The sequence below is a fragment of the Bacillus sp. JJ1533 genome, assembly GCF_036965045.1.
Classification (GTDB): Bacteria; Bacillota; Bacilli; order Bacillales; family Bacillaceae_L; genus Ferdinandcohnia.
The window spans coordinates 1-14,557 of record NZ_JBALOV010000017.1 but is presented as its reverse complement, the minus strand read 5'-3'; the positions used below and the strand labels follow the sequence as shown (position 1 = coordinate 14,557).

The 14,557-nt window shown below is 39.1% G+C and carries 10 protein-coding genes; 4 read left to right on the top strand and 6 right to left on the bottom strand.

The window, feature by feature from the left end:
• Positions 1–195: 195 nt before the first annotated feature.
• The 5 genes from kdgT to V7138_RS08290 all read right to left on the bottom strand — a co-directional run bounded on the left by kdgT (position 196) and on the right by V7138_RS08290 (position 5,468).
• Positions 196–1,191, bottom strand: coding sequence for a 2-keto-3-deoxygluconate transporter (gene kdgT / locus V7138_RS08310; RefSeq protein ID WP_335395964.1), 996 nt, complete (start codon positions 1,189–1,191; stop codon positions 196–198).
• Between the two features lie 194 nt (positions 1,192–1,385).
• The gene (locus tag V7138_RS08305) at positions 1,386–2,288 is read right to left on the bottom strand and encodes a fumarylacetoacetate hydrolase family protein (RefSeq protein WP_335395962.1); all 903 of its coding nucleotides are present in this window, start codon (positions 2,286–2,288) and stop codon (positions 1,386–1,388) included.
• 14 nt (positions 2,289–2,302) lie between these two features.
• Positions 2,303–3,076 carry an SDR family NAD(P)-dependent oxidoreductase gene (locus tag V7138_RS08300; protein ID WP_335395959.1) on the bottom strand — a complete coding sequence of 258 codons (774 nt, stop codon included), beginning with the start codon at positions 3,074–3,076 and terminating at the stop codon, positions 2,303–2,305.
• A gap of 17 nt (positions 3,077–3,093) precedes the next feature.
• Positions 3,094–3,867 (bottom strand): IclR family transcriptional regulator, encoded by a 774-nt coding sequence (locus tag V7138_RS08295; protein ID WP_335395956.1) that lies wholly within the window; start codon positions 3,865–3,867, stop codon positions 3,094–3,096.
• A 413-nt stretch (positions 3,868–4,280) separates the two neighbouring features.
• Positions 4,281–5,468: a M14 family zinc carboxypeptidase gene (locus V7138_RS08290; protein ID WP_438824330.1), complete on the bottom strand. Its 1,188-nt coding sequence runs from the start codon at positions 5,466–5,468 to the stop codon at positions 4,281–4,283.
• Between the two features lie 349 nt (positions 5,469–5,817).
• Between V7138_RS08290 and lepB the strand changes: the two genes are divergently transcribed.
• Positions 5,818–6,444: a signal peptidase I gene (lepB, locus tag V7138_RS08285; RefSeq protein WP_335395954.1), complete on the top strand. Its 627-nt coding sequence runs from the start codon at positions 5,818–5,820 to the stop codon at positions 6,442–6,444.
• 234 nt (positions 6,445–6,678) lie between these two features.
• Here lepB and V7138_RS08280 read toward each other — a convergent pair whose 3' ends face one another.
• Positions 6,679–11,742, bottom strand: coding sequence for a discoidin domain-containing protein (locus V7138_RS08280; protein ID WP_335395953.1), 5,064 nt, complete (start codon positions 11,740–11,742; stop codon positions 6,679–6,681).
• 744 nt (positions 11,743–12,486) lie between these two features.
• Between V7138_RS08280 and V7138_RS08275 the strand changes: the two genes are divergently transcribed.
• The 3 genes from V7138_RS08275 to V7138_RS08265 form a co-directional block, all read left to right on the top strand.
• Positions 12,487–12,846 (top strand): helix-turn-helix domain-containing protein, encoded by a 360-nt coding sequence (locus tag V7138_RS08275; protein WP_335395950.1) that lies wholly within the window; start codon positions 12,487–12,489, stop codon positions 12,844–12,846.
• 127 nt (positions 12,847–12,973) lie between these two features.
• A complete protein-coding gene (locus tag V7138_RS08270; protein WP_335395947.1) occupies positions 12,974–13,477 on the top strand; it encodes a competence protein ComK in 504 nt (167 codons plus the stop codon).
• A 61-nt stretch (positions 13,478–13,538) separates the two neighbouring features.
• Positions 13,539–14,557, top strand: a 1,019-nt coding sequence (locus V7138_RS08265; RefSeq protein WP_335395942.1) for a DnaD domain-containing protein, incomplete at its 3' end; no start/stop codon positions are given.

Genomic DNA, 14,557 nt, shown 5'->3' with positions numbered 1-14,557 from the left:
CCACCCCCTCACCCTCACAGGTCACTTTTGTTTATTTTTTAATGTAGTGTGATAGAATAATAAGTATGCGTTGGCTATCAATAGATGTCATTCAATTTATCGTTTTGCCCCACAAAACGATTTCACAAGCGATGACTTCTGTTGATGGCTTTTTTTGTTTTGTCTATTTTTAAAAATAAAAACTTTTAACATTTTTCACACTGCCTTTTTTGATATATCATCTACTCGTTTATTAAGAATCGGATTCCGATTAGCGAACTTGTAATACAAACCTGTCACGATTGGAACTACGATTGATGTTACAATTAGCGCAGTTGCGACCAATGCTGTTGCAGCAGGCGCTACCGGCGCAAGCTCAGGAACCATTTCAGCTACCAATAGTGGTGTTGCAACGGCTGCTCCTGCAGTACTCGATGCTGCAACTCCTGCCGTACCGTTTCCCTTACCTACGAAGATATCTGCTAGGATCAGTGGTATACCAGTTAGGACAATCACCCCGAGACCAAGAATAATTCCAAAGAGACCTGTTTCCGCAATTACCGTCAACTTAATACCATTACCGAGCGAGAATGCAAAGAATGGTATCAGTACTGGAATTGCACGGCTGAGGAATTCACGTAAGTCCTCATCTAGATTCCCTAGGATATAACCTACGATGAACGGCAAGATTAAACCGACAAGTACGATTGGGTTGAATGATGCAACCCCTGCAGTACCGAGAATGAGCATCGTCATCAGTGGACCTGATTCAATGTTCATGAGTACGAATGCACCTGCTTCTTCTTTTGATCCATATTGATCCATCAACGAAGCGTATAGACCAGTATTCGTCATGTCCATTGCTGCCACTAGAGCTAGTGCAGAAACTCCTGCGAAGAATCCAGTTTCAATCATCCCGTTACCGAGATAATGAGAAGCTACAAAGCCGACAACCCATGCAACAGCCAATTTTGTCACCAAGAGTGTTCCGGATTTTCGGAGAACTATGCCAGTTGACTTCAAGCGGATTGATGCTCCTAGACAGACGAACCAGACAGCCAGTATTGTAACCGTTCCTGATGTCAGACCAAATGTAAAGGACCCTAAAGATTTACTTAATTCAGGGAATAATGTATTCAACATTGCTCCTAAAAAGAGCGGAACAACCATCAGGCCTCCAGGTATTCTGTCAATCGTTTTTTTGATTTTCATAATTTGACCTCCTTTTTTAAACAGCGCTTCATTTTTTATTGTTTTTGTTTCAGGCATATCCTTTTTTACGATAGGCACGTAAGCCTTCTTGCTGTTTTACTCTAGTTGGTCTTTACAAAGTTGTTCTTCCTGCAGATTCGTGCCCTCCGTTTGCTAAACTACTTTTCTACTTCCTTATAAGTAAGGGTTTTCAATTAAACGAGAACTTTTTCTTCGACAAACTTATTGGTAAGCTTACCGAGTTTCTCGATTTCAACTGTGACTATGTCTCCAGGCTGGATGTATACTCTCTCTTCTTGTGGCAGTCCGAGAACGACGCCTTCTGGTGTTCCTGTTAAAATTAAATCTCCTGGTACTAGAGTCATATGTTTAGAGATATAGCTCACAATTTCTGCACATGAGAAAATCATGTCCGATGTGTTTGAATTTTGTCTGAGTTCACCATTCACATACGTCTTAAGTGAAAGATCGTTTGGATTTCCAACTTCATCCGATGTGACTAGGTAAGGACCTGCTGGGCTAAAGCCATCACACGATTTTCCGAGCAGCCACTGTGGCGTTCTCATTTGTAAATCGCGAGCCGATAAGTCATTGACCGCGCAATATCCGAATACATGAGAAAGAGCTTCCTCTTCTGATACATTTTTCGATTCCTTACCAATTACAATGCCAAGCTCTACTTCATAATCCAATTCATTGGTGACACCAGGTATTTCGATTTCAGTATTATGACCAGTCAGTGTGTTATCGAATTTGTTAAAAAGAATGGGAACTTCAGGATAAGGCGCATTAGTCTCATCCGCATGCTTCTTGTAATTTAAGCCAACACAGATAATTTTTCGTGGTCGAGTGACACATGGTGCCCACGTTACTTCATCCTCATTGACGATTGTAGCTTGTCCATTCTTTGCAGCATCCTCGATCTTTTCTTCCAACATTTTGATTTCATCCGCTGGCATACCAATAACGGTCATGATATCATCAGGAACTTCATTCCAGTTATTCTGTTCTGCTGTCTTTGCGACATCAATCAAAGAATCATTCCATTTAACTGCCAATCTTTCTTGCTGGTTGTCTAGATAAGTTGCTAATTTCATTTTAAATCCTCCAGTTAAGCATTTTTTCCAAATACGACTCCACCATCGATATAAAGCGGTGCGCCCATCATAAACGATGATTCATCAGAAGCGAGAAACAGTGCTGCTTTTGCAACATCTTCCGGACGACCCAGATTACCGCTTAGCTGTCTCTTTTTAATCCCTTCAATCGCCTCTTCAGGATCATCATAAGAGTTTTTAAGGTAGTTCTCCACAAACGGTGTTAGGATTGTACCTGGTAGTAGAGCATTTACACGAATATTGTAGGGAGCGTAGTCGACCTGCATAGATTTTGTCAATGACAGGACAGCTCCTTTCGTTGTTGCATAAACAGCTCTAAGCTTCAATCCTATTTCAGCGATACAAGATGACATATTGATAACAGTGCCTTCTTTTCTCCCCATCATATGTGGAATAACATATTTACTCGTCATGTAGACTCCCTTGATGTTAACGTTTACAACTCTGTCCCAAAGATCTTCGCTTGTTTCATGTAACATGCCAACTCCCGAGATTCCAGCGTTATTGAAGAGAACGTCAATCTGCCCTGTTTGGCTAATGATTTCATCCACCATCCGCTGAACCTCATCCGCTTTTGTCACGTCGGCTTGAATGAAGATTGCTTCCCCACCATTGTTCTTGATAAGCTCTAGTGTCTCCAAACCGCCTTCTTCGGAATAATCATTAACAACTACCAATGCTCCTTCTTTCGCAAATAGTTGAGCTGTTTCTCTTCCAATACCTGAACCTGCTCCAGTAATGAGTGCTACTTTTCCTTGAAGTCTCATCTTAATCCACTCCTTTTTTATATATTTTGGATTGTATTGTATCCTGCCTTTAGTGAAATCCTGCGGGCAAGATCCAAAATCTCTTTCTTCACCTGCTTTTGCTTCCTTTCCAAGTTCACCGGGAGCATCGTGACGCTTATTGCTGCGATAATTTCACCCTTATTGTTTCTGATTGGAACACCGATACAAACGAAACCCTCAACAGCCTCTTGAATTTCCATAATATAACCGTTTTCCTTGAGGGACTCAATCTGACTCCAGAGCTCGTCCAAGGTTTGAATGGTATATGGCGTTTTAGCTTCCATCTTCTTCCCAGCATATAACTCTTCAAGTTCATGATACTCATACTGGGATAGCAGTACCTTCCCCATGGCGGTAGCATGTGCAGGAAATCTCATCCCAGGACCTGACACTACCTGAATCCGAGAGGACCCTTCCTTCTTGGCGACGTAGAGAATATCTGTTCCATCGAGAACGGATAGCTGCACCGTTTCGCCGAGGTTTGATACTGTAATCTCTGACTCTATCAAAAATGTATCAACAAAATCGAACTGACTTACATACAACGTACTAAATAAGCCGAATCTCATACCCAACGAATAGGTGTCATCCTTATCTTTTTTGACCCACTCTAGGCTCTCCAAGGTGTTCAGCAAAGAAAAGAGTGAACTCTTGTTAATCTCTAACTTCTTGGACAGATCAATCAACCTATACTTGTTTGGACGATACGCAATCAGGTCTAGAACTTTATCTGCTCGCTCTATAGCTGGAACCCAATATTTCTTATCCAATCTTGTCCCTCCTTTCGGTTTTATGGTTTACTATAATAAACCTGATTTTGTATTCAAAACCAATTTACCATTTAAATTTAAAATAGTCAAACTATTTATTTAATTTTCGACAATTTATTTAAAATGTGCGGAAACGGGGGGACGGTTCTCCCGTTCTCCCAATTTCTCCCATCCAGAACTAGGTTGGTCATAGAAATCATGATTGACAGTCAATCTGCTTATTTGGATAACCAAAAATAAAGAGATGCCTGTGAAATCACAAGCATCTCATAAAAACAGTTTTCTATCATTTTAACACTACAGTGCTTCATCTTGCCAAATACCGAGCCCCAAAATTAGCCTCCTGTGAGTTATTGCGACCAGAAGGTGGGACAAGGCATCGGTTTTCCATCATCAGGGGTTATGCCCCTAACTTATTGTCTCCCCTCAGTCAATGGAATTGATTCGTATTTGTTAGGATCGATATCGTACACAGTTCCATCGGCAACGCCATTGATGATACCGTATAGACCTCTTTCAACTGCTTTTACTAATTCACCTTTTTTCTTTTGACCCATGCTTTGTGTTTGGCCTCTTACTTCAAACAACACGGAGCCACTTCCATTTAGCGAAAATGTTCCCAACGCTGTACCAGGTAAGTCAAGATCTTGTGGATATAGGGTAATGTTTGAATTACCTTTTTCCTGTAGTGCATCAAATACCGCAACATTCAGCTGGCGCGCAAAGTCATAGTCATACGTGTCAGCATATTCCGCATATTTTTGCCCTTCAGGTGTTGATGGATGTGGAACGAATTTTCCACTGATTGAGAACGTTACGAGATCATCCGTGCCATCCACCTCATAATATGGGGCTTGATGGTGTAAGTCTACAAATACATCCACCTTTCCGAACTCAGCTTGAAGGTCCTTATACACGTCACGCACGACCTGGGATTCAGGTGTAATGAACCATCCCGGCTTAGATGAATTCCCTGGAAAGTCCTCAGGCTGTGGTACATAATCAAGGTTTGGATTAAAGTCACGGTTTACATCAAAACCTGGTTGTGATGCATAATCAAAATATCGATTCTGGTATGTATAGTAGTTCCATGTTGGTGATACACCTGCTAATTGCGGGAAATCCTCTACTACCTCTGCCCATGTTAAATCATTTCCACGACGATTTAACTCAGACGAGTCTGGATTCATTTTCGGTAACGCTACTAACGTTATCTCTTCACGAATCTTTTGTGCTTCAGGAGAATTTGTGCCTAAGAATTGTAAAATGTTTAATAGCGCCTCCGTTCCAGTCGGTTCATTTCCATGAATTTCACTTTCCATTAAAATGACCTTGTCTCCATGGCCAACAGTCGCCTTGTAGATTTCTCTACCACGGTTTGAGTAACCCGCTACCTCAACCTGCACCTTCCCTTGGCTACTGTTTGCAATTTGCTGCAATCTTTTCCCTAGCTGCTCATGATTCGTGAACCCCTCTACAGATAAAACTTGTTGCTCAGGTGTCCCAGGCGATGTCTCCTGTTGTTGTGCAAACACGGGTGTGACCAAACTTGCCGATAATGCAAGAACCCCTAACGTCGAAATAACCTTTTTCTTCTTCACTACCACCACTCCCGTTCTTTACTATTTTTTCTATTAAATACAACTAGATTGTATGAGTTTACTAGATTTAAATTTGTAGATTTTCCCCGTCGAAACTTTACGAGTTTTGGCCCTTCCTATCAAATTCCTTCGAAAACCGAAGTTTCTATTAAAAATGAACAGTAGGTCCTATCTATTAAATCAGAGGAAATACCTATGTTTTCAGGTGGGATTATACCTTTTGGAGTATGGAATTTTGGGGACTGCGATCAAACCATTCAATACTTGGTTTATATTGTCCCTATCGAAAAGATAAATGGTATAATTTGTATAATTAAAATAAAGAATATTCTTAAAAAGGAGGGTCGGTATGTATATCCAAAAGGAGGTTTTTATGAAATATAGTATGCTTCTTATTTTTTTGTTAAATATAATGGTTGGCTGTTCCTTTAATACCTCGTCAGAAATTATTACAGACGATAAAACAATGTCAGATGTCACAACCATTCAAAATGTAGGTTCAGAAATGATAACATATCACCATATGTACGATAATATGGACAGAGGAAATCACGATTACTTTGATAAAACTCTAGCTATTGACCCAAGTTTCAATGTGTCTGAGATTTCTAGAGGAGATGTCGTGTTTTTCGATAGTGAGGATGGAGAAAAAGACATATCTAGAGTGGTTGCCATTCCTGGTGAAAAAATTAAGATAACTAAAGGTCAGATTTATATTAACGGCAAGAAATTAGATGCTTTTTACGGAAAAGCACACAGAGTAGGTTTAGATAAAAATAGTTATTTTAAAAAGATGGATAACGAGGGAAAAGAATACGATAAAAACGGAATGCTAGAAATATTCGAATTGAATAAGAAAGAAATTATACTTTCAGATGATGAATACTATTTAATCGGTGACGATTGGTTGCGAGGCAAAATGATGGTTTTAAAAGAAGATAAACTAATCGGTAAAGTAGTTGGATACTCCAAATAAATATGTTTAAAAGGCATCGAAATCGATGCCTTTTTTATGGCTATCAAACCCTTAACGAAATGTCTACTAAAACATATGCTATGTGTATTGTTAAATTACATATTCTACTTCAAAACCGAACCCGTTAACCTCTTCTTTGGTTTACTAAATGGATAAAAATAGGGGAACGTTCGAACCGTCCCCGGTTTAACAGAAAAAAAAGCGGCTCGACCCTAAGGCCGAACCGTTTTTTTGCTATTCGATGATATAGATTTCATAGACCTTGGTATTGCCTTTCGTGTTGACGAATACATCGTAACGTCCCACACGGTAGGTTCCCTCAGCATTTTTTTCAATGAGAATGGTCTCAGTCAACGTCCAGCTTCCGGTACCGTCTGCATAGACTTCATCGATGGTAATGACCAATTCATTCTGATTTCCTTTCAACTCGTTGACCACTGCAGAAGCTACCACCGTTTCTAACGTTTTAAGATCCTCAATGGCTTCTTCCAAATTAGCAAGTGCTTCTTCCAGTTCTGCTTGAGTTGTAGCCTTTTCTAATACTTCTTCTGCTGCTCTAATTGCTTCATTTAAAGTATTAATTGAGTCTTCTGAGTAATCCTTTGGATTAAGCTGCTTCGCTTCCGTGATCAAGGATTCTAGTTCAGATTTGTCTAGGATCATAAACATTTCTTCTAAGGTACCTTCGTATTTTACAATACCCTTAATTACAATTTTAGCTTCACCGGCTTCAACGTTATTTTCATATGTTACGCGATAGTCGATGCCCTCTTCAAGCACGATTGAATCTAATGTTACAGTTGCTTTAGGAGTCTTTGCTTTTCCATCATATAAGAATACATCTTGATCAAGTGTTACTTCTGCACTTTCTAATGATTCTCTTGCAGCAGCTGCTTTACGAAGTCTAATTTCTTTTGCTGACATAAATCGATTAGCCTGAGCTCCATCACCGTAGGTTGACAGGGCTGTGAGTCGTACGAATTTAGCATCTTTTGGTTCGTCGAATTTCGCAATCGACCATGTATCATTTTTACTTGTCCAATTTCCAACCGATACCTCTTCCCATGATTCATTATCTAAGGAAATTTCAACTTTATACTCATTTACAATACCGTTACTATTCCCACTGCGTGATAAATAACGGAGGGCATCAATTTCTGTTACTTCTTCCATTTCCAACGTAATCCAGAAGTTTGATTTATCTGTCCCACCCCATGGAGTATGGAATATTGTAGATGGGTTGTTATCCACAACAAACTTAGGATCACCTTCTGATGCGTGATTTTTGTGGTAATCTCCTGCAGTTGCCGCAGTTTTTCCATACGGATAGTCTCGGGAATCATCATCTGCTGGTAAATCCATCCCTGGTGCAGGTTGGTCTAAGTTAATCGTATAAATATCTCTCGTTAAGTGATCTTCCGATTCTGTAATAATGCGAATCACATTTTTGTATGGTTTCAGTACTGTTACTGCAACGTTTTTATCACTTTCTGCTTCAACAACTGCTTTTTGGTATTCAGTGTTAATCACTTTATCTTTTAGTTCTTTAGGTGAGACACTGGTACCATTGAGGAGTATATTATCAAGTGTTGCTTCGGCATTTACTTTAAGCGAACTATGCTCAACACGTAATTCTACCTCTGAAAGTCCGACCGCTAATTTCTTACCAGCACTATTGGTTCCAGGATCACTTGTTAAAACGATCTTAAATGCAACAGCTGGAACACCATTGAAACGATAATTCACTTTCGTAATATTTGGGGTACCTTCTGTTGTTTCTCCACGTGTTTCTTTTACATTCTCTAATTTTGTCCAGTTTGCGTCCTCTGTACCTTCATTGGACCAATATAGTTCAACATTTTCAGGTAAACGCGCGGCCCAAGCATCTTGATAAAAGTATAAGTCTGCAGATCCTAAGAATTGAGCCGTTGCATATGTGAAAGTAATCTCTGCTTTGTTATGTCCTGTTTGAGCCATATCATAGTTTGTCCAAACAGAAGGGTTCGGTCCTGATTGAACCGTTTTGAATCCTGTATCACCATCGATAATTGCTTCCAAACTATCAGATTGCAATTCTGTTGGTATATCTTGTGTTAATGTCAAATTATTACCTGCTATGTTATCACCCAACGTCACCTCTGCATCATTAACGCGAACGGATGCAGTTACAGGAATTGTTTCACCAAACACTGCAGAAGTTCCTTTAATGGTTACAAGTCCTGGTTTTTCATAGTTTTTAGCATCTTGAGTTTCCCATTCTACCGGGAATTCAGTTTGTAAAACATCACCGTTCTCTAAAACAAGCGGCCTGCTTGAAGGTAAGTTAACATTGTCAACTCCTGTCGCAGTAGCTAGTGAATAGTTTAGAAGGGCACCCACTGATTCAATAACTGTAACATTCGTTAAGACACGAAGATTATGCTGATCGACATGCCCTACAACGTTAACAGTTCCAGGTTCATCAAACATGCTTTCTTCGATATCCCATGTAATTGGATGAGTTTCTTCAGTTCCATCACTAAAAAGCAACTTTGTTTCTGATACAAGTTTTGGTTGGTATCCTAATTTCACATAGTAATTTTTAGGCATTGTATACCCTATGACACGTTTTTCAGTTGATACTTCAGGATCGGGTGTGGTTGTAATGGTTATACTTTGCCCTTTGATTCCCTCAGATTCTACTTGAAGTGTTATTGTTCCTGCATCAGTTGTTGATTTTACAATAGCAACCAGTTTTCCGTTAAATGCTTTACGTTTGCCACTGTCATATGGTTCATGATCCACTTGGTCACCATTATCAAGTGCCATCAGTTTCCCATCACCACTTACACTTACATTAATTAAGTTTGAAGCATCCTCAACGATATCACCATTTTCATCGATAACATCAATTGTAATATAGGACAAGTCACGTCCATTAGCCACAATAGATTCGCGATCTGCTTTAAGTTTTAGTTCAGATGCCTCTTTAAATGTAGTAACACTGTCACGGCCTTGTGTATCCGTAATCACATTGTCATTTTCATCATAGGCCTTAGCATAGACCGTTCCATCTGCATAAGGAACATTCCATGTTAGATAGAGATTTCTGAAGTTTTGACTTTTTTTATCACTACCCTCATATACCTGATACGTATGCCCTGCATCTGTTGTGTATTGTGTGAATGTTTTCTTGCCAAGTGATTTTTCTACACCGTTTGTATCTTTAAAAAACAATTCAACACTTCTTGCATCACTATATACATCTACACGAACATTCCCTTTATCATCGATAGCAACCATATCTTCTTTCCAAGCTGGAAGAACATGCAGGGTATTTACTTCATCATTCCACTGTGATTGATAGAAGTAGAATCGATCCTTTGGAAGACCTGCTGTATCAACAATTCCAAAATAACTTGATTTTGGTGAAGGCCAACCGCCTGTGGCACCTGAACCTACGTTATTCCAAGGTGTTGGTTCTCCAAGATAGTCAAAACCAGTCCAAACAAATTCTCCGGCCATAAAGTCACGGGTAATAATGGAATACCATGAATCTGCTGAAAGTTTACCCCATCCTACAGCTGACTCATCATATGATGTTAAGTGTTTATCATAATTGGAAGGTTTGTAAACCCCACGACTGTTGATGGATGATGCTGTTTCAGCACCATACATTTTCCACTCTGGGTGATTTTGATGATATTGGTCAAAATGACTTCCATCTGCATAGTTAAAACCAACAACACCATCAAGTTCTGTCAATTTGTTGCCAAAGCTTATTGCCTCATTCCAATTTGCTTTAAGTTTGTTGTCACCAATCGTAGCTGGACGAGTTTGATCCACTTCTGCAACCCATGTTGCTAATTGTTCTAATATATTTGGATATCCACTATATGGACCACTGTTACCTTCCATAACTTCATTACCTGTTGACCAGCTAATGATCGATGGTGCATTTATTCCACGACGAACCATTGTCTTAATGTCTAATTCTGCCCATGTCATATTAGCAGTTGCACCCAATAATGGATTATCACCAACCGGTTTATTAAACCACGCAGCATAATCATTGTAGTTGCCATTTTTGCTGGCTACCCATGTATCAAACGCTTCATCTATGATGAGCATCCCTTTTCTATTTGCAATTTCAATGAGTTCATCAGCTGCAGGGTTATGCGTAACACGAATCGCATTGACACCCATCTCTAACAAGATTTCGATTTGGCGTTCCATCGCACGATAATGCGCTGCCGCACCTAACGCTCCTTGATCAGAGTGCATACTGACACCTTTTAATTTAACGGCTTCTCCATTTAAATAAAACCCTGTATCTGCCTTAAATTCAAACGTTCTAAAACCATAGTCCGTTACATATTCATCAATAACTTTATCATCTACTAAAACTTCTGTAACAATTTCATATAAGTGTGGGTTAGACAAAGACCAAAGTGTTGGATTATTTATTTTCAAAGAAACACTAGATGGCACTGAGTTATTAGCATCTATTTTTAATAAGTCACTTTGGCCACTAACGATATTATCTTCTGAACCTTTTTTACGAATGCTTTGTCTTACAACTGCATTAACATCTTCAGATGATTGATTCATAATTTTAGCATTCACTTCTACATCAACATCTTTGCCCACTTGATTCGCAAGATTTGGAGTTAACACTTGAACACCATAATGATCAACATGAACATCGTCTGTTATTGTTAGATGCACGTTACGGTAAATACCACTTCCTGAATACCAACGGCTTGATGGAAACTCATGATTAACACGAACCGCAAGCACGTTTTCCCCATTGTAATTGATATAGTCTGTTAAATCATAGGCAAATGGCGTGTATCCATTTGGGTGATCACCCAATTTATGTCCATTAATATACACACTCGCATTCATGTAAACGCCACCAAATTCAACCACAACACGCTTGTCTTTAATGGCTTCACCCAGTGTAAATGACTTGCGGTACCATCCAATACCACCTAGCTTATAACCACTCTCCGCTTCACCTAATTGGCTATATGGCAGACTCAAACTGTAATCATGTGGCAATTGCACATCATCCCATTTTGAATCATCGTATGCATTTAACTGAGCATTACTTTGTTCACCATAAAAAAACTTCCAATTATCATTGAATAATTGACGACGTTTACTATCATTTAGTTCTGTATTATAGATAAAAGTTTCAGGCGAACTAATTGAATAGTCTTCTTCCGCTGCGCTAGCTGTACTTTGATTCCCATTACCTGCCACTAAAAAAGCAATTAATAACCATATAACTATTTTTTTAACTTTCCCCAACATTCCATACCTTCTCCCTGTGTTAAAATATCTGCAATTCATAAAACCCTACTCTGGACAAGCGATTTTATGCAGCACTGCTTGCTTTAAACTTTTTTTCATTTTTACCTGTTATAATTCTCCTAGTAGTTCTATTAATCTTTTTGTCTATTAACGTGTAACCTGTCCAATCCTTCATCAAGTCGAATACACAGATGATAATAAATTAAATTGAAAAAGATGATGCTGAACACCATCTTCGGTTTCCCCTTGCAGGGATATGATACATAGCATCTGGAAATCAAATTCTATGCTTTCTTGTCACTCAATACCTCCTTCTACTTCCGTGTATAAGTTAGCAAATAGTGGGAAAATTGTCAATTTAGCAACAAAAATGTCTTCAGTAAGTATAACGGCTCATTCACATTACTTTTTCCCCATAAAATAAAGTCAAATAAACGATTGATTGAATCATTAGTATCATGAAATTACTAGGCTAGCCCCTTTAAAAAACGTTCGTTTGAAATTACCATTATTAAAAAATAGCAAATTAGTACCATATTTCCGACAAAAAACGCAACTTAAATATTTATGAGATTACCTATGCATCCCATAATCTTTAGCACGCTAAAATCTAGTACAGTCCCATCCCTTATTCAAAATTTTTTGTTAAAAATTTAACTATCAGTTCAAATAAAACAAAACTTGAACTTACAGTTTCTTCATGTTTTCTTTGTTCTGGGCTTTACTAAGGGTAGAGGTGATTTTGTGCTAGAAAAGGTAATTGGTCATAATATCAAGCGGATTCGAAGAAAGAAAAAAGTAAACCAGGAAGACTTAGCGTTAGATTTAGACATATCTTCTACCCACTTAAGTAACCTTGAAAATGGCAGAGCAATTCCTTCCATTCCTTTGCTTGAAAGGGTCTCTGAAGAACTTGATATTTCAACTAATGAACTCATGGTAAATGGTGAAATCATTAAAAGTGATAAAAATATAGGGTTAAAACTATCTCTTGCTGAAATTTATGAGGACATCCCTGAAAAATATCACGAAGAAATTATTAAAGTGAACATGAATCTAGCAAACATTATTAGCATAAGAGAATCCGAAACAAAGCGAGATTGAAATATAAGTTTTACACATCAAGAACATATTCTCCAACATCCCTCTCCACTTTCACCTGATACCGACCAATTATTAAATCTATGAATGAAAATCCCCCGCTACACCACCACAAAAAGGAGCAAACCACATGAAAACAATTCAACCGTTTTACGAAGTGAATCCCCAAACCATGGCAATCCTTCCAGCACGAGAAATTGAATACTCCGCGATTGTCAAAGAAGTCCACAACATCATCTATGTCCGGCAAACACCATTACAAATCATCAAAGCAGCATGCCTCGAAGGCGGCTCCACCTATGAGGGCAGACGAAAAGCCGTCACCTACTTAACCGGTGCGGTGCAAAAGGTCCCCATTCCGATCAACCCTCGAAGAAATCTCTTCGCCTTTCCCACTCACTCACCAACCGCGTTTGAGTGCACCTGGATTTTCCACCATCATGTAAAAACAATCAGACCTTCCGGAAATAACAATCCTACAACCCAATCAATTATCCATTTTAAAAATTATGACGAGCTGCCGATGAATGAATCACCCTACATTCTGCAGAAGCAATTCACACGAACAGGGATGTGCATTCTCCATTACTCAACACCGGAATATTTGCAACCGCATTCACCACTAAGCATTTAAAAATAGGGGGGCAAGTATCTGTCCCTCCAACCCCAAAATAACTCAAAAAGGATGAACTGACATGAATGGAAATTTATTATTTGAGGAAAGACCTCTACTTATTATCCCCACACTAGCAAAGCTGATCGGCTTAAATGAAAGCATTATTTTACAGCAAATTCACTATTGGTTAATGCGCACGAATCATATTCAATTAGACCGGAAATGGGTGTATTTTACCTATGATGACTTTACCGTGCAATTTCCTTTCTTCTCTAAAAGCACGATTCGTAGACTAATTTCAAATTTGGAAAACAAAGGCCTTCTCTCTTCGAATCACTTCAACCGGTTAAAAATCGATCACACGAAATGGTACACCATCAATTACGATACTCTCGAGAACTTGAAAACAATTGACGAACCACAAGCGGACAGTGCAATCTCACCATCTGTTCAAAATGAACAGACGATGTGTTCAAATCGGACAGACGAACTGCTCAATCTGGACAGCCCATATGTTCAAAATGAGCAGACGAGCTGCTCAAATTGGACAGAGGATGTGCCCAACTTGAACACACCATTACTAGAGAGTACTTCAGAGAGTACTACAAAGAGTACTACAAAGAATACTTCAGAGACTTCTTCTTCTTCAAAAAAGACGCACGAAAAAGAAGACCCGTTCCGATTGTTCGAGCAAAATGGATTCGGAACCATCGGAAGTTTTATCGCTGACAAAATCAATGCTTGGTGTACAGATTTATCAGACGAGCTCGTGATTGAGGCTATGAAGTTAGCGGTAGAAAATTCATCAAAGCGGTGGAGCTATGTCGAGGCGATCTTACGAGATTGGGTAGATAAGGGCTATCAGACAATTGAGGATGTACAGGCTGCACGTCTTGCGTATAAAAATAAAATGAACCACCCTTCTATGAAAAAGCCAACAAGACAGGAATTCATACCGGATTGGTTTCATAAGTGTGATCATGACTATGAATCCGAAGACGACACTGCCTATAAAAAGGATAAAAGAGTGATTACCACTGCTCCACAGGAACCTGCCCAAGCATCCAGCTTTGAAGAGAAAAAAAGATTGTTTGAGGA

Coding starts and splice junctions, on each gene's coding strand:
- V7138_RS08280 (WP_335395953.1), bottom strand. CDS start 11,742: ATGTTGGGGAAAGTTAAAAAAATAGTTATATGGTTATTAATTGCTTTT.
- lepB (WP_335395954.1), top strand. CDS start 5,818: ATGTATATCCAAAAGGAGGTTTTTATGAAATATAGTATGCTTCTTATT.
- V7138_RS08270 (WP_335395947.1), top strand. CDS start 12,974: ATGAAAACAATTCAACCGTTTTACGAAGTGAATCCCCAAACCATGGCA.
- kdgT (WP_335395964.1), bottom strand. CDS start 1,191: ATGAAAATCAAAAAAACGATTGACAGAATACCTGGAGGCCTGATGGTT.
- V7138_RS08300 (WP_335395959.1), bottom strand. CDS start 3,076: ATGAGACTTCAAGGAAAAGTAGCACTCATTACTGGAGCAGGTTCAGGT.
- V7138_RS08305 (WP_335395962.1), bottom strand. CDS start 2,288: ATGAAATTAGCAACTTATCTAGACAACCAGCAAGAAAGATTGGCAGTT.